Genomic DNA, 19160 nt, shown 5'->3' with positions numbered 1-19160 from the left:
TGACCGCCCGCTACGCGGCCGCACCTGCTGAGCCCGCGTCAGGAACGTCCGGGTCGCGGCCGCGTAGCGGGCGGTCAGCACCATCTGCGAGACGACGCCCGCCTCGGCGACGGCGTCGGCCAGTCGGCGCGCGCCGTCCAGATCCATCGCGAGCGGCTTCTCCAGCAGCACCGCCTTTCCGGCCCGGACCGCGCGGAGCGCGAGCTCGGCCTGTACGTCCGGCGGCACGCAGAAGGCCACCGCCTCGCACGCGTCGAACAGTTCCTCCAGCCGCGCGAACCCGGGGGCGCCGAACCGCCCGCCCAGTTCCTCGGCCGCCTCGGGGCGTCGCGCCCACACGCCCGCCAGCCGCGTCCCGGCTCCCGCCGCCAACGCGGGCGCGTGCGCCATGCCGGCCCACGGCCCGGCCCCGACCAATCCCACTGCCAAGCGATCGCTCATGCGCCCAGAGCTTAGGCGCCCGCTGAACGGCACGCGTTTCACGCGCATGGACGATTGATTCGATCGCCATACTTGCTATTCGCGCGCGAATCAGTTGTAGGCTGGCTCCCATGACCGTCGACTTCTTCGCCCACGCGGCACTCCCCGCTCCGCAGGTCCGTCCCGAGGAGGCGGCGCGGATCGCCGCGCTGCTGGGTGTCCCCGGCCAGGCCGAGGAGCTCGGCAGCCAGCAGGACGCGAACTTCCTGCTGCGCGCCGAGGACGGCTCCGTCCTCGGCGTGCTGAAGATCGCCAACCCGGCGTTCGGCGCCGCCGAGATCGAGGCGCAGGACGAGGCCGCGGAGCGGATCGCCGCCGCCTGCCCCGAGCTGCGGGTCGGCACCGTGCTGCGGGCCGAGGACGGGAGCCCGCGGGCCGCCGTCGTCGACACCGTCTCGGGGCCGGTCACGGCCCGCATGCTGCGGCATCTGCCCGGCGGGACGCTCACCGGCTCACGCCACCTGTCGCCGCGGACCGTCGCGGCCATCGGGAGGACGGCGGGCCGGGTCAGCGCCACCCTGCGGGAGTTCCGCCACCCGGGCCTCGACCGGGTGCTGCAGTGGGACCCGCGGCACGCGGACCGCGTCGTGGCGCTGCTCCTGCCTCACATCCAGGACCCCGCCCAACGCGCGGCCGTGGCGACGGCGGCCGCCGGGGCTTGGCGCGCCCTCGACGAGCAGCGCGAGCAACTGCCGTGCCAGGCCGTGCACATGGATCTCACCGACGACAACCTCGTGGTCGCCGAGGGCGGTCCCGTCCCGACGCCGGACGGCGTCATCGACTTCGGCGACCTGTCGACCAGCTGGGCCGTCGGCGAGCTCGCCGTCCCGCTCTCCTCGCTGCTGCACCACGACGGGATCGAGCCGCACGACGTGCTGCCCGCCGTCCTCGCCTTCCATGCCGAACGACCGCTGCTGCCCGTCGAGGCACGGGCGTTGTGGCCGCTCGTCGTGCTGCGCGCCGCCACGCTCGTCGTGTGCGGTCGCCAGCAGGCCGCGATCGACGGCGAGAGCAACGGCTACGTGCACGCGGCGCTGGAGCGCGAGTGGCGGATCTTCGAGCAGGCCACCAGCGTGCCGACGGAGGTGATGACCGCCCTGCTCCTGGACGGCCTCGGCCTGGCCCTCCCACGGAAGGCGGTCGTCCCCGCCGCGCCGCTCCTCGCGGACCTCGCGCCCGCCGAACTCGCCGTGCTGGACCTGTCCGTCGACGCCGACGCGATGGACCGGGGCGCGTGGCTGGACGCCGAGGTCGAGGACAGGATCGCCCGGCAGCACCTCGCGGCCGGCGCCGCCGGCGTCCTCGCGCCGTACGGCCAGGCCCGGTTGAGCCGGTCCCGGGTGCTGTCCGCCGCCTCACCCGCCACCGTGCCGACGGGAGCGGACCTGTGGCCCGCTCGCGATGCCGTCCTGCGGGCGCCCTGGGACGGCCGCGTGGTGCGCGTCGAGCCCGGCCGGATCGTGCTCGACTGCGCGGAGCTGACGCTCCGTCTGCAGGCGGACCGGGCCGAGGTGCTGGTGGGCGAGGACGCTACCGTCGACGCCGGCGACCGGCTGGCCATCCTCCCCGCCGGGGTACGCGCCCGCGTCACGTTGCAGCGGGGCGGTACCTCCGAGGCGCCGGACTTCGTCCGGCCCGAGTACGCGCCCGGCCGGCTCGCGCTGACCGCCGACCCCGCCCCGCTCTTCGGCCTGCCCGCGCACGAGGAACCGGCCGATGCGACGCTGCTGGCACGCCGTGCCGCCTCCTTCGCCTCGGTGCAGGGGCACTACTACGACCAACCGCCGCGCATCGAACGCGGCTGGCGGCACCACCTGGTCTCCGACCAGGGCCGCGCCTACCTCGACATCGTCAACAACGTCAGCGCGATCGGCCACGCCCACCCGGCCGTCGAGCGGGCCGTGACCCGGCAGTTGCGGCGGCTCAACACCAACTCGCGCTTCCACTACGCCTCGGTGGTGGACTTCAGCGAGCGCCTGGCGGCGCTGCTGCCCGCGCCGCTGGACACCGTCTTCCTGGTCAACTCCGGCTCCGAAGCCGTGGATCTGGGCATCCGGCTGGCGGTCGGCGCGACCGGTCGGCCCGACGTGGTCGCCCTGCGGGAGGCCTACCACGGCTGGACCTACGCCTCCGACGCCGTCTCCACCTCGCTGCAGGACAACCCCAACGCCCTTGCCACCCGCCCGGTCTGGGTGCACACCGTGGACTCGCCCAACTCCTACCGGGGCCGCCACCGCGGCGCCGAGGCCCACCGCTACGCCCCCGAGGCGGTCCGCGCCGTCGACGAACTCGCCGCCGCAGGCCGCGCACCGGGCGCGTTCGTCGCCGAGTCCTACTACGGCAACGCCGGCGGTGTGGCGCTGCCCGACGGCTACCTGGAGCAGCTCTACGCCGCCGTGCGCCGACACGGCGGACTGGCCGTCGCGGACGAGGTGCAGGTCGGCTACGGCCGCCTGGGCCACTGGTTCTGGGGCTTCGAGCAGCAGGGCGTCGTCCCCGACATCGTCTGCGTGGCCAAGGCCATGGGCAACGGCCACCCGCTCGGCGCCGTGATCACCTCCAAGGGGGTCGCCGACCGTTACCGCGACCAGGGCTACTTCTTCTCCTCGACGGGCGGCAGCCCGGTCTCCAGCGTTGTCGGCAGCACCGTCCTTGACGTGCTGCGTGACGAGGACCTGCAGGGCAACGCCGTCCGCGTCGGCGCCCGGCTCAAGGCGGGGCTGGCCGCGCTGGGCGAGCACCACCCGCTGGTCGGGGCGGTGCACGGCTCCGGGCTCTACCTCGGCCTGGAGCTGGTCCGGGACCGCACCACGCTGGAGCCCGCGACGGAGGAGACGGCGGAACTGTGCGAGCGGATGCTCGGCCTCGGCGTCGTCGTCCAGCCGACGGGCGACCACCTGAACGTGCTCAAGATCAAGCCGCCGCTGTGCATCGACGCCGAGGCCACGGACTTCTTCACCGCGACGCTGGACCGCGCGCTGCGCGAGCTGGGGCACTGACCGGTCCGGCGCCCGAGGCGTCTGCCGCCGCCGCGGTCACCAGGACAGCGGGCCGCGCGCGTCGAAGTAGCCGCCGGTGGGGCCGTCGGGGCCGATCGAGGCCATCCGGACGATGATCTCGGCCCCCTGCTCCACCGTCTGCCGGCCTGCGTGGGCGTTGAGGTCGGTGGCGGTGTGGCCGGGCTCGACGGCGTTGATCCGCATGCCGGGGAAGGCCTTGGCGAACTGGACCGTCACCATGTTCACCGCCGCCTTCGACGCGGGGTAGGCGACCCCGGGGTAGTGGTAGTGCGACCGCTCCGGGTCGGCCACCGAGGCGACGGAGGCCAGCCCGCTGCTGACGTTCACCAGCACCGGCGCGGCCGAGCGCTCCAGCAGCGGCAGGAACGCGTGGGTCACCCGGACCAGGCCGATCACGTTCGTCTCCAGCACGTTCCGCATCACGTCCGGGGTGAGTTCGGCCGCGCCGACGACGCGGTGGTCGGCGGTGTACTGCTCGATACCGGCGTTGTTGACCAGCACGTCCAGCCTGCCGCCCGCCTCCACGGCCTTCGCGGCCGCCTCGACGGAGGCGTCGTCGGTCACGTCGAGCTGGACGAAACGCGCGCCCAGCTCCTCGGCGGCCGCCCGGCCGCGCGTCACGTCGCGGCTGCCGATCCAGACGCTGTGGCCCGCCGCCACCAGGCGCCGGGCCGTCTCGAAGCCGAGGCCCTTGTTGGCCCCGGTGATCAATGTCGTCGTCATGCGCACCATCGTGCCCCGGAACCCGCGAGGGGACCCGGGAATTTCGCCCCCCGCTAGGACAGGTAGTTCTCGACCTCCGAGGCCGGGCGCACCCGCGCGTCGTTCGGGTCCTGGCCCGCGTCGAGCCGGGCGCGGCGCTGGCGCAGCAGGTCCCAGCACTGGTCCAACTGGGTCTCCAGCGCGGTCAGCCGACCGCGTTCGGTGTCGGCGTCGATCTTCTGGGCGGCCAGCTGGTCGCGCAGCTCCCGCTCCTCGCCGACGAGCTCGTGGATCCGGGCGAGAACCGAGTCGTCGCCACTGCGGTCCTGCTGGGTCATGGTGATCTCCGTCCGTTCCGTGAGGCAACCGTGCCCAGTCTCCCGCGCTCCGCGTGTGTCCGCAGGCCGGAAGGGACGGTCTCCGGCGCGTCCCGGAGTGTTCAGCGCCCCGACCGTTGCCCTGTCCCTGCCAGGAGCCCCACCATGTCGGTCGGGCGCCCGGACCCCGGGCGCCGCAGGGGTCCGCACTCCCGGGAGGAAACATGGCACCGCGCTCATCCGCCCGCTCCACGCGCCACCCGCTCCGCTCCGCGACGCTCGCCGCCGCCGTCCTCGGCCTCGCCACCGGCCTGGCCGGCGCTGTCGCGCCGGCCGCCCAGGCCGCCGATCCGGCGCCGGTCGGCCCGAACCAGTTCTTCTCCGGGCTGGTCAACGGCAGCGCCACCGACCCCGCGATCCAGATGGCCTGCTACGGCCCCGTCACCCCGGGCGAGCTGGGGCACCCGCTGCCCGGCCAGAGCGTCGAGGTACTGCCCGCGTCCGCCGCGGGCACGGCCGACGTCGGCTACACCGGCTCCGCGGCCGACGGCATCGTCGCGAACTTCGGCCCGACCTCGACGGCCCTGCCGGTGACGCTCGGCTACTACGCCGTTCCGGTCGCCATCCCGACCGGTCTCGTACTGCCGTGCTCGGGCACCGGCACGGTGGTGTTCACCCCCGAGCCGGGCAGTCCCACCGCCAGGTCCGCCACCCTGCCGGTCCGGTACGTCGCGCAGCCCTGACGGAGCCGCCGGCCGCCGAGCCGGTCGGTGACGGACCCGGGCGTCCGCCCGCGCCCGGGTCCGCGAGCCGAACTCCCCTCGGCCCGCCTCACGGCGGGATTTCGCCCGAGCCGCGGGGGATCAGGCGGGTGCGCACCAGGATGTGCTGGGCGGGCGCGGGTTCGCCGTGCAGGCGGCGGAAGAGCAGTTCGGCGGCCGTGCGGCCCATCAGGGCCGGGTCCTGGGCGACCACCGTCACCGGGACGGCGAGCAGGTCGGCGAGCTCGAAGTCGTCGAAGCCGACCAGGGCCGGGCGTTCCTGACGCCCCGCCAGCTCGCGCAGCACCGCGACGGTGGTGCGGTTGTTGCCGCACATCAGCGCCGTCACCGGCTCCGGACCGCCGAGCAGCCGGGCGAGCACGAAGCGGACCTCCAGCGGGTCCGGTCGGCCCATGGCGATCCAGGACTCGTCGACGGGGTGGCCCGCGTCCGCCATGGCCTGCCGGTAGCCGGCCAGCCGCTCCGCCGCGGTGAAGATGTCCGGGGCGTCGCCGAGGTAGCCGATGCGGCGGTGGCCCTGGCGCAGCAGGTGGGCGGTGCCGATGGCGGCCCCGGCGCGGTTGTCGGCCAGCACGGTGTCGACGTCGAGCCCCGGCATGGGCCGGTCCACGCAGACCAGCGCCGTGCCGGCGGCCGCCTCGGGGGCGAGGTAGCCGTGGTCGGCGGAGGTGGGCACGACGACCAGCCCGTCGACGCGCCGGGCGCAGAAGCCGAGCGCCAGCGCGCGCTCCCGCTCGGAGTCCTCGGCGGAGGAGCCGGTCAGCAGCAGTGCGCCGTGGGCGCGCACCACCTCCTCCACCGCCCGGCTCAGCTGCGAGTAGAACGGATCGGCCACGTCCTCGAGCAGCAGCCCGACGCTGCCGGTGCGCGCGCCCTGACGCAGCAGCCGGGCGCCGTCGTTGCGGCGGAAGCCCAGCTGGTCGATGACCGCGCGGACGCGTCTCGCCGTCTCCTCGCTGACACCCGCCTCGCCGTTGACGACCCGGGAGACGGTCTTCAGACCCACGCCCGCGGCCGCGGCCACGTCTTTCATGGTGGGCCTGATGGGGACGCCGGGATGATCCGTGCCGGCTGACATGTGCGGCCACCGTCCCTTCCGGGGAATGCCTGCGGGGGAGCCCCGACTGCGGCACAGCATAGACAACGTTGCCCGGGAGGTGGAGTGACCTGCAGGCCTGTCAGAAGCATTGACGTGCCGTCAGCGACCATGTTCAATCCCAGCCATCGACGACAACGTTGTCTCCGACGCATCGCGGGGAGGTGTGCCGTGGCGGAGCCGTTGCTGGAAGCACGCGGCGTGGTCAAGCGGTTCGGGCATGTCCACGCGCTGCAGGGGGCCGATTTCACGGCCTTCGCGGGCGAGGTGGTGGCCCTGATCGGTGACAACGGCGCGGGCAAGTCGACCCTGGTCGGCGTGCTGTCCGGGGTGCTCGCCCCGGACGGCGGCGAGATCCGGATCGACGGTGCGCCGGTGCGCTTCGGCGGGCCTCAGGATGCCCGCCGGCACGGCCTGGAGACGGTCTATCAGGACCTGTCCCTGGCCCAGGACTTGGACGCGCCCGCCAATCTCTATCTCGGCCGTGAGCTGGTGCGCGGTGGCCTGCTCGGCCGGATCGGCGTGCTGGACCGGCCCGCCATGCGCCGCGAGGCCGTGCGGGCCTTCGCCGAACTCGGCGTCACGCTCAAGGACCCGAGCGCGCCGGTGGCGGCGCTCTCCGGCGGGCAGCGCCAGTCGGTCGCGGTGGCCCGGGCGGTGGCCTTCGCCAACCGCGTGATCTTCCTCGACGAGCCCACGGCCGCGCTCGGCGTGGTGCAGCGGGCGCGCGTGCTGGAGACCGTGCGGCGGGTCGCCGACCGGGGCATCTGCGTCGTGCTGATCAGCCACAACATGCCCGAGGTGCTGTCGGTGGCGGACCGCGTCGAGGTGCTGCGCCTCGGGCGCAGGGTCGCCTCGCTGCGGGGGGCCGAGACGACCATCGAGGAGCTGGTGGGCGCCATGACCGGTTCGCTCGACCGGGCGGCGGATCCCGCGCCGAGCGCCCAGGTGGCTTCGGCCCCGGCCTCGCCGGCCACGGACTCCGCACCCGGCCCGGGCCGGCCGGACGCGGAACCGCGGACCGTGGGGGCGGCAGGCACCACGTGGGCCGAGGCCGCTGAGGCCACTGAGGCCGCCACTCCGGCCAGGCCGGCGACGCCCCAACAGCCCGAGCACCAGCGGGCCGAGGACGAGGAGGCCCGATGACGACCACGAGGCCCGAGGGCCTGCAGCCCGCGGCTGAGAACGGCGTGCTCGCCGACGCCCCGGCCGGCGCTGCCGACGGCGCGGCGTCGCCGTCACTGCTGCGCCGCGCCGCCTCCGTCAGCGAGCTGTGGACCTTCCTGATCCTCGCCGCGCTCGTGGCCTTCTTCACCATCGCCGCGCCCGGCAAGTTCTTCACCACCTACGACCTGACCCAGATCGCCGTCAACGCGGCCATCTACCTGGTGCTCGGCGTCGGTATGACCTATGTCGTCATCACCGCGGGCATCGACCTGTCGATCGGCTCCGTGCTGGTGCTCGCCGCGGTCGCGGCGGGGGAGTACAACATCCACCACGGCGGCGCGGGCGCGGGCTGGGGGACGGTCGCCGTCTGCGTGGTCATCGCGCTGGTGGTGGGGGCCGCCTGGGGCGCGCTGCAGGGGGTGGTCGTCGCGACGGAGAAGGTGCCGCCGCTGATCGTCACCCTCGGCGGCCTCGGCGCCGCCCTCGGCATCGCCGAGCTCGCCACCGGCGGCCAGGACCCGGCCGACGCCGCCGCCACGAACCTGCAGAACACCCTCGGCTACGGCAAGTTGCTCGGCATCCCGTGGCTGGTGATCCTGGCCGCCGCCGTGACGCTGGTCTTCGGCCTGGTGCTGGGCACCACCCGGTTCGGCACCCACACGTTCGCCATCGGCTCCAACCCGGCCGCCAGCCGTCGCGCGGGCATCCGCGTCGGCCGGCACCTGGTCAAGGTCTACGCGCTGATGGGCCTGCTCGCCGGGCTCGGCGCGGTGATGTGGCTCGCCTCCTACGGCACCACCTCCATCGCCGGCCACTCCACCGACAACCTCAAGGTGATCACGGCCGTGGTCCTGGGCGGGACCAGCCTCTTCGGCGGGCGCGGCTCGGTGCTCGGCACGGTCATCGGCGTCTTCATCCCGGCGGTGCTGAGCACCGGACTGATCGTCATCGGCGTCCAGCAGTACTGGCAGGACGTGGCGGTGGGCGTGGTCCTGGTCGCGGCCGTCTACATCGACCAGATGCGCCGCCGCACCCGCGAGCGCAGCTGAAGCGGAGCTCATCTCGCCGCAAGGCGCAAGAGAGGACACCACCACCATGTCGACCCACCCTCGCCAACGCGCACTTCTCGCGGCCGTCACGGCCACCCTCGCCCTGTTCGCCACGGCCGCCTGCAGTTCCTCCGGCACCTCCGGCGGGGGCGGCGGCGCGCAGGCCGGCAAGAAGATCACTCTGATCACGGGAGTGAAGAGCGACCCCTTCTACATCACCATGACCTGCGCCGCCCAGGCCGAGGCCAAGGCCAAGGGCTTCAGCTTCAGCGCCGACGGCTCCGCCCAGTGGGACGTCTCGGTGCAGCGCCCGCTGATCGACTCCGTCGGCGCCGCCCACCCGGACGGCCTGATGATCTCGCCGGTGGACACCGACGCGCTCACCCCGTCGCTCAAGCAGATCCAGTCCTCCGGGACGAAGGTCGCCCTGGTGGACACCTCCGTCACCGACTCCTCGGTGGGGATCACCCGGATCTCCTCCGACAACGAGAAGGGCGGCCAGGTCGCCGCCGACGCGCTCGCCAAGCAGATGAGCGAGAAGGGCTCCGTCGTCGTGATCAGCGTCAAGCCCGGCATCTCCACCACCGACGCCCGGATCAAGGGCTTCACCGAGGAGATGGCCAAGTACCCGAACATCAAGGTGCTGCCCACGCTCTACGACAACGACCTGCCGGCGACCGCGGCTTCCCAGATCCAGTCCACCCTGGCCGCGCACCCCGATCTCGGCGGGGTCTTCGCCGGCAACACCAACACCGGCCAGGGCGTGGCGACCGGCCTCGCCCAGGCGGGCAAGCAGGGCGCGGTGAAGGTCGCCGCGTTCGACGCCGAGCCGGACGAGATCACCGCGCTGAAGAACGGCACCCTGCAGGTCCTAGTGGCGCAGGACCCGGCCGCGATCGGCACCGAGGCGGTCGACCAGCTCGCCGCCGCCTTCGCGGGCAAGCCGGTGACGGCCTCGATCGGCACCACGATGATCCCGATCACCAAGGACAACCTGAACGACCCCCAGGTCGCCAAATACGTCTACAAGGCCTCCTGCTGAGGGTTCTCCGGGGCAGCACTGCGCCCCCGGCTCGGGGGGCCGGGGGCACAGTGCGGCACGCCGTGGGCAGCGAGGCCCAGCGTCAGCCGAACATGCCCGGCTGGTAGTCGCCGGCCGGCGTGCGGTTGATCACGTTGATGCGGTTGTACGCGTTGATGATCGCGATCAGCCCGATGAGCGCGGCCAACTGCTCCTCGTCGTAGTGCTTCGCGGCGTTCTGCCACACCTCGTCGCTGACGCCCCCGGCCGCGTCCGCGATCCGCGTCCCCTCCTCCGCCAGCTCCAGCGCCGCACGCTCGGCATCGGTGAACACCGTGGCCTCGCGCCAGGTGGCCACCAGGTTGAGGCGCTGCTGGGTCTCTCCGGCGGCGGTGGCGTCCTTGGTGTGCATGTCGGTGCACATGCCGCAGCCGTTGATCTGGCTGGCGCGGATCTTCACCAGTTCCTGGGTGGGGTGCGGCACTCCCGAGTCCGAGACGACCTTGCCCGCGGAGTTGATGTACTTGAGCAGGGACGGGCCGATGCCGCTGCCGAAGAGGTTCAGACGCGGTTCCATGACGATCTCCTAGCCGTGTGTGCCGTTTTCTGACGTTCCACAGCTATGACAATCGGCAGCGTGCGAGTGTGACAGCTCCCCGGAAAATCTTCGGACGGGGATCGACGGGGTGGCCGCTGGTGATGCCGCGATCCTTCCTGATCGGGCGCCTAGCGTGCCACCCGATGGCGGAGGTACACGACTCCGGAGGGGAAGGTGCGGGTCCCGACGAGCTCCAGATCCACGCGGCGTTCGGCTCGCGGGAAGAACGGGGTGCCGCCGCCGAGCAGCACCGGGGCGACTCTGGTCCGCAACTCGTCGATCAGCCCCAGCGCGGCGGCCTCGGCCGCGAGTGTCGCGCCCCCGATCGCGATGTCACCGGGCCCCGGCTCGGACCGCAGGCGTTCGATCTCCTCCGTCAGCCGGCCGGAGGCCAGACGCGCATGACCCTGCACGGCCGAGAGCGTGCGGGAGAACACCACCTTGGGGAGCGGGTTCCAGAGCGCGGCCCACACGCGCCTCGGCTCGTCGAGTGAGGCCAGGTCGGCGGTCTCCCAGTACAGCATCGTCTCGTACAGCCGGCGCCCCATCAGGTAGACGCCGACGCCGCGGATCTCGTCGGTGACGAAGCGGAAGAGCTCCTCGTCGGGCTCGGTCCAGTTGAAGTCGCCGTCCGGCCCAGCGATGTAGCCGTCCAGCGAGACGTTCATCGAGTAGCTCACGCTGCGCATCGGACCACCGTACGACCTGCTCGCCGCCGTACCCCTCGCGGCTCGCCGAGCCCGGCGAGCCGCGAGGGCCGGATGTCAGCCGCGCGGCAGCTGCTCCGCCAGGACGGACGGCAGGCCCGTCCAGTCGCAGGAGACGAAGGAGGCGTGGGCGGCGGCGAGTTTGGCGACGCGGGCGGAGGCGTCCGCGGCGGACGGGGCGGTGTCGGACAGCGCCGGGGTGACGTTCTGGGCGTCCGTCATCACCAGCAGGTAGTGGTTGGCGTCGTACCAGGAGGTGTCGATGCCGCCGTCCACGAAGGCGTGGGCGTCGCCGTCGAAGACGACGAACCACGGGCGCAGCGTCGCGTCGGAGTAGCGGGTGCGCGGGTCGCCCGAGGCGGCGCCGAGGACGGAGGGGAAGATCTGCGCGTCGCCGAGTCGGCCGGCGGCCTGCAGGGCGTTGAGGTGCTGGGCGTACTCGGTGTCGGTCCAGAGGTGGTCGAAGGGGTTGTTCATCTCGAAGGTGCCCGGGATGGCCTCCAGGATCACCTTGCCCGCGAGCGCGGAGCGCGTGGGCCAGGCGTTGGCGCGGGCCGCGGCGTCCAGGCTCGGGTAGCCGGCCATCAGGTCGGCGGGCTTGTAGACGTCGGCGCCGAGGTGGGCCTGGACCAGCGAGTCGAGCTGGGTCGGGCCGAGGCCGACGGTGGCGTCGAACCCGGCCTTCATCTCCAGCTTGATCATGATCGGCGGATGTCCGGGGTGCGCGGCCAGCCAGATGCGTATGTCGTCCAGGCAGCTGCCCAGGTCCTTGTTGGCGCCGCCGGTGTAGAGGTCGGCGGCGCTGCTCGCGTCGACGCAGTTGTTCTTGTTGCCGAGCGGGTTGCTGTGGCTGACCTTCCACTCCAGGGTGACCGGGTCGACCCAGGTGTCGAGCTCGATCAGCGAGGCGCCGCTGTCCAGCGCCTGGGCGAGGTAGGGGAAGGCGGTCGTGTCGTCGTAGGTGTTGTGCAGCCCGACCGAGGTGCCCTGGGCGAGCGAGAGGCTCCCGCTGTCTGGTGCGGTGGCAGCTTGCGCGGTGGCGGGGACGCTGGACAGCGCGAGCGGGAACAGGCAGGCGGCGGCGGTCAGCACGCACGAGATGAGGCGACGCGGGACGGGGCGACGCGGGACGGCCATCGGTCCTCCGGGACGGCGGCAGGGGGCCGACGGAACGCGTCGGCCGCGTGCAGCACTTGGCATGCACGCGGCCGCGATGCTAACCCCGGCGGGTGGCGCGGGGGTGACGCTTCGTCAAAGAATCACGTTCGCCCGTCAGGTGCGGGCTCAGATCGTGACCGGTCCGTGAGCCGTGGCGAACTCGACCGCGACCAGGCCCGGTTCCTCGTCGTCGACCCAGGTGACGTCGATCTGGTCGAGCGGGTGGTCGGCCGGTTCGCCCAGGAACTCGGCGATGGACGCGGCGTCGCCGGCGATGGAGACCCCGCGGATGGTGCTGGGAGTGCGCGGGTCGGCGCTCGGGCGCTCCTCGGCGGGGACCAACCACTGGAGGAAGTAGGGCAGTTGCGGGTCCTCCAGCAGTTCCAGCAGGCCGATCTGCTTCCACCGCAGGTCGAACCCGTCGGGACGGACCCGGTGGCCCTCGGCCGAGGTGCGGCCGAGGCGGGCCTCGACCGGCGCGATGTCGTCGACCGAGACCACCCAGCCGAGCCAGCCGCCGCCCTCGGCGGCGCGGCGGGCGACCGCCTGGCCGAAGGGCGCCCGGTCGGCGGCGGGGTGGTCGAGCGTGGTGACGACCTCGACGTAGGTGCCGCCGCTCAGCGGCAGGATGAAGTTGCGGGTGCCGAAGCGTGGGTGCACGCCACCGTCGACGAACCCGGCGCCGAGGGCCGAGCCGATCCGCTGGACGGTCGAGACGAAGCTGTCGCGGGCCACCGCGTAGGAAACGTGATCAAGTCGCACCGCCCCATCATCACCCGCCAAACCCGTACAAATCCGGACGCCACGCCCGCCACCCCGGCCGGGTCCGTCGTGGATTCAGCCGCGGAGCGGATCGATCATCGTCATCCCGGCGGGGGAGGCCCGGTCGAAGCCCGGCAGCAACGCCGCCGCCTCGTCGAGGCCCACGACCCGCTCGATGAGCCGCTGCGGGGCGAGCGCGCCGCTCTCGATCAGGGCGAGCATCGCCGGGTAGTCGGCCGCCGCCATCCCGTGGCTGCCGAGCAGGTCCAGCTCCCAGCCGATGACGCGGGCCATCGGCACCCGCGGGTGGCCGTCGACCGGCGGCAGCAGGCCGACCTGGACGTGCCGGCCGCGACGGCGCAGGCTCAGCACGGCGTCCGCGCAGGTCTGCTCGCTGCCGACGGCGTCGACCGCGACGTGGCTGCCGCCGTCGGTGAGCGCGTGCACCCGGGCGGGGACGTCGACGGCACCGTCCGCGTTGCCGTCCGCGACGCCGTCCGACAGCAGCACCGCGTCGGCGCCGAGCGCGGACGCCACGTCCAGCGCGCCCTGGTGCCGGTCGAGGGCGACGACCCGCGCGCCGAGCGCCTTCGCGATCATCACCGCGCTCAGGCCGACCCCGCCCGCGCCGACCACGGTGAGCCACTCGCCGGCCTGCAGCCGGGCCCGGCCCGTCAGCGCGCGGAACGCGGTCGCGAACCGGCAGCCGAGACTCGCGGCGGCCTCGAAGGAGACGCCGTCCGGCACCGCCACCAGATTGGTGTCGGCGGCGTGCAGCGCGACCAGTTCGGCGAAGGATCCCCAGTGGGTGAAGCCGGGCTGCTGCTGGTCGGGGCAGACCTGCGCGTTGCCGGAGCGGCAGTAGTCGCAGCGGCCGCAGCCGCAGACGAACGGCACGGTCACCCGGTCGCCCACGGCCCAGTGCTCGACACCCGCGCCGACCTCGACGACCACCCCGGCCAGCTCGTGCCCCGGCACATGCGGCAGCACGACGTCGTCGTCGTGCCCGGCCCACGCGTGCCAGTCGCTGCGGCACAGCCCCGTCGCGTGCACCCGCACCACGACCCCGCCGGCCGGCGCCACCGGGTCCGGCACCTCCCGCACCACGACCGGCTCCCCGATCCGGTCCATCACGACGGCGCGCATGTCATCGGCCTTCCTGGTGCGAGTGGTCGAGGTCGTCGGGGGTCAGCGAGTAGACCGCGAGGTCGACGCGCCCGCCGTGCGTGATCCCGGCGTTGCGCAGCACTCCCTCTTGTCGGTAGCCGGCGCGCTCGGCGACCCGACGGGAGGCGAGGTTGCCGGTCGCGGCCCGCAGCTCCACGCGCTCCAGCGCGCGCTCCTCCAGCGCCCACCGGCCGATCTCGCGGGCGGCCTCCACCGCCACGCCGCGTCCGCGCGCCCAGGGCGCGATCCAGTAGCCGACCTCGGTGGTCAGTGCGCGCCAGTCGGTCTTGCGTAGCCCGATGGTGCCCAGCAGCCTGTCGGTGTCCGGGTCGGCGATCGCGAAGTGGACGCCGTCGCCTGAATCGCGCAGCGCGTGCGAGGCGCGGGTGCACCAGTCGACGGCGTGGTCCAGGGTGTAAGGGAGGGGCAGGGGCAGCCAGGTCTGCGTCAGCTCGTCCGACGCGGCGATGCGTGTGTCCTCCACGTCCGCGCGTGAGAATGGACGCAGGACCAGTGAGTCCGTCCGCAGGACGGTCTCGGGGAAGATCGAAGCCATCCGTCGTCTCCTCCCTGAAGATCACTTGAGATGCAGAACGGCGACGCTACCAGCCCGACACCGTTCGCAGACGGCGAATCGATCGTCGCCCGGCGCGCCTGAGTGCCCTCGCCTCTTCCGCCAGCCAGACTTCGGACTTGCTCGACCAGCCCGGAAGGATTGCCATGTCCGAGAACATTGATGTCAATCTCGATGCGAACGCGGGGGGCGCGGGCGGGTGCCCGGTCGCGCACGGGCGCGCGCCGCACCCGACACAGGGCGGCGGGAACCGCCAGTGGTGGCCGGACCGGTTGAATCTGAAGATCCTGGCGAAGAACCCGGCTGTGGCGAACCCGCTGGGTGAGGACTTCGACTACGCGGCCGCGTTCAGCGCGCTCGACCTGGCGGAGGTCAAGCGCGACATCGGCCAGGTGCTGACCACCTCCCAGCCCTGGTGGCCCGCCGACTTCGGCAACTACGGCCCGTTCATGATCCGGATGGCCTGGCACAGCGCCGGCACCTACCGGATCCGCGACGGCCGCGGCGGTGGCGGCACCGGCCAGCAGCGCTTCGCCCCGCTCAACTCCTGGCCGGACAACGCCAGCCTGGACAAGGCGCGCCGGCTGCTCTGGCCGGTCAAGAAGAAGTACGGCAAGGCCCTGTCCTGGGCCGACCTGATCATCCTCACCGGCAACGTCGCGCTGGAGGACATGGGCTTCGCCACCTTCGGCTTCGGCGGCGGCCGCGTGGACGCCTGGGAGCCGGACGAGGACGTGTACTGGGGCCCGGAGGGCACCTGGCTCGGCGACGAGCGCTACACCGGCGACCGCCAGCTGGAGAACCCGCTCGCCGCGGTGCAGATGGGCCTGATCTACGTCAACCCCGAGGGCCCCAACGGCAACCCGGACCCGATCGCCGCCGCGCGCGACATCCGCGAGACCTTCTACCGGATGGCGATGAACGACGAGGAGACCGTCGCGCTCATCGCCGGTGGCCACACCTTCGGCAAGACGCACGGCGCCGGCCCCGCCGACAGCGTCGGCGAGGCCCCGGAAGGCGCGCCGCTGGAGGAGCAGGGCCTCGGCTGGAAGTCCACCTTCCGCACCGGTGTGGGCACGGACGCGATCACCTCCGGGCTGGAGGGGATCTGGACCAACACCCCGACCACCTGGGACAACAGCTTCTTCGAGATCCTCTTCGGCTACGAGTGGGAGCTGTTCAAGTCCCCGGCCGGCGCGTTCCAGTACCGCCCGAAGGACGGCGCGGGCGCGGACTCCGTGCCGGACGCGTTCGACCCCGCCAAGCGGCACCAGCCGACCATGCTCACCACCGACCTCTCGCTGCGCCTCGACCCGATCTACGGGCCGATCTCGCGCCGCTTCATGGAGCACCCGGCCGAGTTCGCCGACGCCTTCGCCCGCGCCTGGTTCAAGCTGACCCACCGCGACATGGGCCCGATCGCCCGCTACCTCGGCCCGGAGGTCCCGGCCGAGCAGCTGCTGTGGCAGGACCCGATCCCGGCCGAGTCGCGCTCGCAGGTCGATCCGTCGGACCTCGCCAAGCTCAAGCAGCAGATCGCCGACGCGGGCCTGTCCGTCGCCCAGCTGGTGTCCACGGCGTGGGCCGCCGCGGCGTCCTTCCGCGGCAGCGACAAGCGCGGCGGCGCCAACGGCGCGCGCGTCCGGCTGGAGCCGCAGAACGGCTGGGAGGTCAACGACCCGGACCGTCTGGCGGTCGCGCTGCGCGCCCTCGAGGGCGTCCAGCAGGCGTTCAACTCCGAGCTGTCGGGCGGCAAGCAGGTCTCCCTCGCGGACGTGATCGTGCTCGCCGGCAATCTCGGCGTCGAGCAGGCGGCCAAGGCGGCGGGCGTCACCGTGGAGGTGCCGTTCACGCCGGGCCGCGGCGACGCGACGCAGGAGCTGACCGACGTCGAGTCCTTCGCTGCGCTGGAGCCGGCCGCGGACGGCTTCCGCAACTACCTCGGCAAGGGCACCACCCTGGCCGCCGAGTACCTGCTGCTCGACAAGGCGAACCTGCTGAACCTCTCCGCACCCGAGATGACCGTCCTGGTCGGCGGTCTGCGTGTGCTGGGTGCCAACCACCAGCAGTCCGCCCTGGGCGTGTTCACCGACCGGCCCGGCGCACTGACGAACGACTTCTTCGTCAACCTGCTGGACCTGGACACCACCTGGACGCCGGTGGCCGAGGACGCGAGCAGCTTCGAGGGCCGCGACGCCTCCGGCGCGGTGAAGTGGACCGGCAGCCGGGTCGACCTGGTCTTCGGCTCCAACTCCGAGCTGCGGGCCGTCGCCGAGGTCTACGGCAGCGACGACGCCCGGCAGAAGTTCGTCGCGGACTTCGTCGCCGCCTGGGCCAAGGTCATGGACCTGGACCGCTACGACGTGCGCTGACGGCTACGGACCGGTGGTGCCCGCGACGTCCGGGCCGGCCTGCGGGGCCGGTCCGGACGTCGTCGCGTGCAGTCCCTTGACCGCCCCGATCGCGCGGTCCGTGCGGCCGGCCGCCAGCTGCGTCAACAGCCGCTCGTGGCACGGATTCCGGCGCAGCACCGCGGCCGCGTCCGGCAGCGGACGCAGCAGGCTGAGCCGGCCGAGCAGGTCCGCCGCGACGGCCCGGACCGCCGGGCCGCCGAGGGTCTCGGCCAGGTCGAGGTGGAACCTGGTCTCCAGCTCCGGCAGCGCGTCCCGGTCCGCGTCGGCCTCCCCGATGCGGGCGACCAGGTCGCGCAGCCCCTTGAGCTGCTCCGCGCCCACCTCGCCTGAGGCGTGCGCGACCAGCCCGCATTCCAGCAGCAGCAGGAACGCGGCGACGGCGGCGGCCGCCGCCGGGTCGTGGCAGGCGGGCACGACGGCGTACCAGTCGGCCGAGACGAACGTGCCGCCGGTCCGGCCGCGCCGCCGGTCCAGCAGCCCGTCCTGGCACATGCCCTCCAGCGCGCGCCGCGCCGTCATCTCGCCGATGCCGAGCTGCTCGGCGAGATGCCCGGTGTCCGGCAGCCGTTCGCCCGGCCGCAGCGCACCGAGCCGCAGGTGCAGGGCGATCCGCGAGCGGACCAGGTCCGCGCCGGTCTGCGGGCCCGCCCCGGGAAAGGCGGGGAACGGACCCGCCTGGTTGTAGGGGCCGAACTTGCCCGCAGCGCTCACCACGCCGTCACCCTAACCTCCGGCTCGCGCCGCTTCCCTAGTGACTGTCCGCGACGATCGAGCCGACGCGGTCGCCCAGGGTCGGGTCGCGGCGCACCAGGACGGTGGCGTAGCCGAGCGCGGCGAGCAGGATGCCGAGGGCCAGGTAGGGGAACCAGTCGAACGGGTCCGGCTGGCCCGGCTTGACCAGGTAGTAGAGCGGCACCAGGATCGACGCCGCACCGAGGCCCGGCAGCAGCCCGTGCCGCAGCCAGTGGAACTCGCTGGGCCGGTAGCGCCGGTAGTAGAACGGCAGCGCCACGTTGGACGCGAGGTACACCAGCAGCACCAGGATCGTGCCCATGGTGGACGACTCGGAGAAGAAGACCATCGGGTCCATCGAGGCCGAGGCCGCGTGGCCGCCGAGCAGGTGCCCGAGCCCCCAGCCGCCGATGATCAGCAGCGAGATGGCCACGAAGGTCAGGATCGCCCGGGTCGGGGTGCGCCGGGTCGGGTGCACCGCGCCGATCGCGGCGGGCAGCAGTCCCTCGCGCCCCGCGTTGAAGACCAGCCGGGCCTGCGAGTTGGTGCCCGCGATCAGCGCGCCGAGGGTCGAGGTGAGCCCGGCGATGTAGGCGAAGAAGGCCAGCACGCCCAGCGTGCCCTGGGCGACGTCGATGAACGGGACGGCCGAGGCGCCGACCTTGGAGACGTCGTAGCCGAAGCCGGTCAGGGTGGCGTAGGAGAAGAGCAGGTAGCTGACGGACATGACGCCGATGGAGAGGAACACGGCCCGGCCCACGTTGCGGCGCGGGTCCTGGGTCTCCTCGGCGAGCGCGGCGGAGTTCTCCCAGCCGATGAAGAGGTAGACGGCGAGCGGGAAGCCCTCGGCCAGCCCCTGGAAACCGCCGCTGATCTTGCCCGGCATGAAGGGGGCGAGCGAGAGGTGCCCGGCGTGGTTGACGATGGCCGCGATCGAGACGACGACCAGCACCAGCATCTCGACACCGAAGAAGAACCCGGCCAGCTTGGTGGAGACGGCGATGCCGCGGATCATCAGCGCGACCGCGACGGCGGTGAGGATCAGCGTCCAGATGATCCAGGGCACGTTCCACTTGAGGTAGTGGTTGAGCGTCGTCTCCAGGAACCCCCCGGAGACCGCGATCACGGACGCCATCGCGATGATGTAGCCGAGGCCGGCCAGCAGCGCGGTGGTGACCGCGCTGGTCGGACCGAAGGTCTTGCCGACGAAGGTGATGAAGCTGCCGGCCGAGGGGTGCGCCCGGGAGAACTGGGCGAGCGTGTTCCCGAGCAGGGCGACGGCGATGCCGGCCGCGACGACGGTGAGCGGTGAGGCGACACCGGCGGTCGTGGCGAGGAACCCGAAGCCGAAAAAGAAGCTCATCGCGGGGCCGATGTTGGCCATGGTCGCCGCGGCGATGTCGACCATGCCCAG

The 19160-nt window shown here is 72.9% G+C and carries 18 protein-coding genes; 6 read left to right on the top strand and 12 right to left on the bottom strand.

Translation table 11 applies throughout. The features are described from left to right. The coding region (locus DN069_RS09395) for a Gfo/Idh/MocA family protein (protein ID WP_133259862.1) at window positions 1-441 on the bottom strand (441 nt) is incomplete at its 3' end. A gap of 110 nt (window positions 442-551) precedes the next feature. Here DN069_RS09395 and DN069_RS09390 point away from each other — a divergent pair. Then, window positions 552-3479 carry an aminotransferase gene (locus DN069_RS09390; RefSeq protein ID WP_111500414.1) on the top strand — a complete coding sequence of 976 codons (2928 nt, stop codon included), beginning with the start codon at window positions 552-554 and terminating at the stop codon, window positions 3477-3479. A 36-nt stretch (window positions 3480-3515) separates the two neighbouring features. On the opposite strand, the gene DN069_RS09385 is transcribed toward DN069_RS09390, so the two are convergent. Both DN069_RS09385 and DN069_RS09380 read right to left on the bottom strand, forming a co-directional pair. Continuing rightward, the gene (locus DN069_RS09385) at window positions 3516-4223 is read right to left on the bottom strand and encodes an SDR family NAD(P)-dependent oxidoreductase (RefSeq protein WP_111500413.1); all 708 of its coding nucleotides are present in this window, start codon (window positions 4221-4223) and stop codon (window positions 3516-3518) included. Between the two features lie 53 nt (window positions 4224-4276). Continuing rightward, window positions 4277-4540, bottom strand: a complete 264-nt coding sequence (locus DN069_RS09380) for a DUF2630 family protein (RefSeq protein ID WP_111500412.1) — start codon at window positions 4538-4540, stop codon at window positions 4277-4279. A 203-nt stretch (window positions 4541-4743) separates the two neighbouring features. On the opposite strand from DN069_RS09380, the gene DN069_RS09375 reads away from it, so the two are divergent. After that, window positions 4744-5262: a hypothetical protein gene (locus DN069_RS09375; RefSeq protein ID WP_111500411.1), complete on the top strand. Its 519-nt coding sequence runs from the start codon at window positions 4744-4746 to the stop codon at window positions 5260-5262. Between the two features lie 88 nt (window positions 5263-5350). Here DN069_RS09375 and DN069_RS09370 read toward each other — a convergent pair whose 3' ends face one another. After that, window positions 5351-6379, bottom strand: a complete 1029-nt coding sequence (locus tag DN069_RS09370; RefSeq protein ID WP_111500410.1) for a LacI family DNA-binding transcriptional regulator — start codon at window positions 6377-6379, stop codon at window positions 5351-5353. Window positions 6380-6568: 189 nt separating this feature from the next. Between DN069_RS09370 and DN069_RS09365 the strand changes: the two genes are divergently transcribed. Genes DN069_RS09365 through DN069_RS09355 form a run of 3 tightly spaced genes read left to right on the top strand, consistent with a single transcriptional unit; the run spans window position 6569 to window position 9655 of the window. Continuing rightward, window positions 6569-7543: an ATP-binding cassette domain-containing protein gene (locus tag DN069_RS09365; RefSeq protein WP_243639034.1), complete on the top strand. Its 975-nt coding sequence runs from the start codon at window positions 6569-6571 to the stop codon at window positions 7541-7543. Further along, window positions 7540-8613 (top strand): ABC transporter permease, encoded by a 1074-nt coding sequence (locus DN069_RS09360; protein ID WP_111500409.1) that lies wholly within the window; start codon window positions 7540-7542, stop codon window positions 8611-8613. Before DN069_RS09365 ends, DN069_RS09360 begins: the two co-directional genes overlap by 4 nt. A 46-nt stretch (window positions 8614-8659) precedes the next feature. After that, window positions 8660-9655 carry an ABC transporter substrate-binding protein gene (locus DN069_RS09355; protein WP_111500408.1) on the top strand — a complete coding sequence of 332 codons (996 nt, stop codon included), beginning with the start codon at window positions 8660-8662 and terminating at the stop codon, window positions 9653-9655. Between the two features lie 82 nt (window positions 9656-9737). On the opposite strand, the gene DN069_RS09350 is transcribed toward DN069_RS09355, so the two are convergent. From DN069_RS09350 to DN069_RS09325, 6 genes are all read right to left on the bottom strand, one after another. Further along, on the bottom strand, window positions 9738-10211 hold the full coding sequence (locus tag DN069_RS09350; protein WP_111500407.1) for a carboxymuconolactone decarboxylase family protein: 474 nt from the start codon (window positions 10209-10211) through the stop codon (window positions 9738-9740). A gap of 149 nt (window positions 10212-10360) precedes the next feature. Next, window positions 10361-10921: a dihydrofolate reductase family protein gene (locus DN069_RS09345; protein WP_111500406.1), complete on the bottom strand. Its 561-nt coding sequence runs from the start codon at window positions 10919-10921 to the stop codon at window positions 10361-10363. Window positions 10922-10996: 75 nt separating this feature from the next. Further along, window positions 10997-12076 carry a phosphatidylinositol-specific phospholipase C domain-containing protein gene (locus tag DN069_RS09340; RefSeq protein ID WP_111500405.1) on the bottom strand — a complete coding sequence of 360 codons (1080 nt, stop codon included), beginning with the start codon at window positions 12074-12076 and terminating at the stop codon, window positions 10997-10999. A 147-nt stretch (window positions 12077-12223) separates the two neighbouring features. Continuing rightward, window positions 12224-12859: a VOC family protein gene (locus DN069_RS09335; protein WP_111500404.1), complete on the bottom strand. Its 636-nt coding sequence runs from the start codon at window positions 12857-12859 to the stop codon at window positions 12224-12226. Between the two features lie 75 nt (window positions 12860-12934). Next, on the bottom strand, window positions 12935-14005 hold the full coding sequence (locus DN069_RS09330) for a zinc-dependent alcohol dehydrogenase family protein (RefSeq protein ID WP_111500403.1): 1071 nt from the start codon (window positions 14003-14005) through the stop codon (window positions 12935-12937). Between the two features lies 1 nt (window position 14006). After that, window positions 14007-14582 carry a GNAT family N-acetyltransferase gene (locus tag DN069_RS09325; protein ID WP_111500402.1) on the bottom strand — a complete coding sequence of 192 codons (576 nt, stop codon included), beginning with the start codon at window positions 14580-14582 and terminating at the stop codon, window positions 14007-14009. Window positions 14583-14746: 164 nt separating this feature from the next. Here DN069_RS09325 and katG point away from each other — a divergent pair, with 164 nt between their 5' ends. Beyond that, window positions 14747-16972, top strand: coding sequence for a catalase/peroxidase HPI (katG, locus tag DN069_RS09320; protein ID WP_111500401.1), 2226 nt, complete (start codon window positions 14747-14749; stop codon window positions 16970-16972). A gap of 3 nt (window positions 16973-16975) precedes the next feature. Here katG and DN069_RS09315 read toward each other — a convergent pair whose 3' ends face one another. Together DN069_RS09315 and DN069_RS09310 are read right to left on the bottom strand one after the other, a co-directional pair. Next, window positions 16976-17728, bottom strand: a complete 753-nt coding sequence (locus tag DN069_RS09315) for a FadR/GntR family transcriptional regulator (RefSeq protein ID WP_111500400.1) — start codon at window positions 17726-17728, stop codon at window positions 16976-16978. Between the two features lie 34 nt (window positions 17729-17762). Next, complete coding sequence (locus tag DN069_RS09310) at window positions 17763-19154, bottom strand: APC family permease (RefSeq protein ID WP_111500420.1); 1392 nt, start codon at window positions 19152-19154, stop codon at window positions 17763-17765. Window positions 19155-19160: the final 6 nt, after the last annotated feature.

Origin of the sequence: Streptacidiphilus pinicola (genome assembly GCF_003258295.1) — a bacterium.
GTDB lineage: Bacteria > Actinomycetota > Actinomycetes > Streptomycetales > Streptomycetaceae > Streptacidiphilus > Streptacidiphilus pinicola.
Note: the sequence above shows the minus strand (reverse complement) of the source record. Positions and strands in the feature narration are given on the sequence as shown.

What these genes read in the sequence shown, in the direction of transcription:
- DN069_RS09390 (WP_111500414.1), top strand. Translation starts at nt 552, where the DNA reads ATGACCGTCGACTTCTTCGCCCACGCGGCACTCCCCGCTCCGCAGGTC.
- DN069_RS09385 (WP_111500413.1), bottom strand. Translation starts at nt 4,223, where the DNA reads ATGACGACGACATTGATCACCGGGGCCAACAAGGGCCTCGGCTTCGAG.
- DN069_RS09380 (WP_111500412.1), bottom strand. Translation starts at nt 4,540, where the DNA reads ATGACCCAGCAGGACCGCAGTGGCGACGACTCGGTTCTCGCCCGGATC.
- DN069_RS09375 (WP_111500411.1), top strand. Translation starts at nt 4,744, where the DNA reads ATGGCACCGCGCTCATCCGCCCGCTCCACGCGCCACCCGCTCCGCTCC.
- DN069_RS09370 (WP_111500410.1), bottom strand. Translation starts at nt 6,379, where the DNA reads ATGTCAGCCGGCACGGATCATCCCGGCGTCCCCATCAGGCCCACCATG.
- DN069_RS09360 (WP_111500409.1), top strand. Translation starts at nt 7,540, where the DNA reads ATGACGACCACGAGGCCCGAGGGCCTGCAGCCCGCGGCTGAGAACGGC.
- DN069_RS09355 (WP_111500408.1), top strand. Translation starts at nt 8,660, where the DNA reads ATGTCGACCCACCCTCGCCAACGCGCACTTCTCGCGGCCGTCACGGCC.
- DN069_RS09350 (WP_111500407.1), bottom strand. Translation starts at nt 10,211, where the DNA reads ATGGAACCGCGTCTGAACCTCTTCGGCAGCGGCATCGGCCCGTCCCTG.
- DN069_RS09345 (WP_111500406.1), bottom strand. Translation starts at nt 10,921, where the DNA reads ATGCGCAGCGTGAGCTACTCGATGAACGTCTCGCTGGACGGCTACATC.
- DN069_RS09340 (WP_111500405.1), bottom strand. Translation starts at nt 12,076, where the DNA reads ATGGCCGTCCCGCGTCGCCCCGTCCCGCGTCGCCTCATCTCGTGCGTG.
- DN069_RS09330 (WP_111500403.1), bottom strand. Translation starts at nt 14,005, where the DNA reads ATGCGCGCCGTCGTGATGGACCGGATCGGGGAGCCGGTCGTGGTGCGG.
- DN069_RS09325 (WP_111500402.1), bottom strand. Translation starts at nt 14,582, where the DNA reads ATGGCTTCGATCTTCCCCGAGACCGTCCTGCGGACGGACTCACTGGTC.
- katG (WP_111500401.1), top strand. Translation starts at nt 14,747, where the DNA reads ATGTCCGAGAACATTGATGTCAATCTCGATGCGAACGCGGGGGGCGCG.
- DN069_RS09310 (WP_111500420.1), bottom strand. Translation starts at nt 19,154, where the DNA reads ATGGTCGACATCGCCGCGGCGACCATGGCCAACATCGGCCCCGCGATG.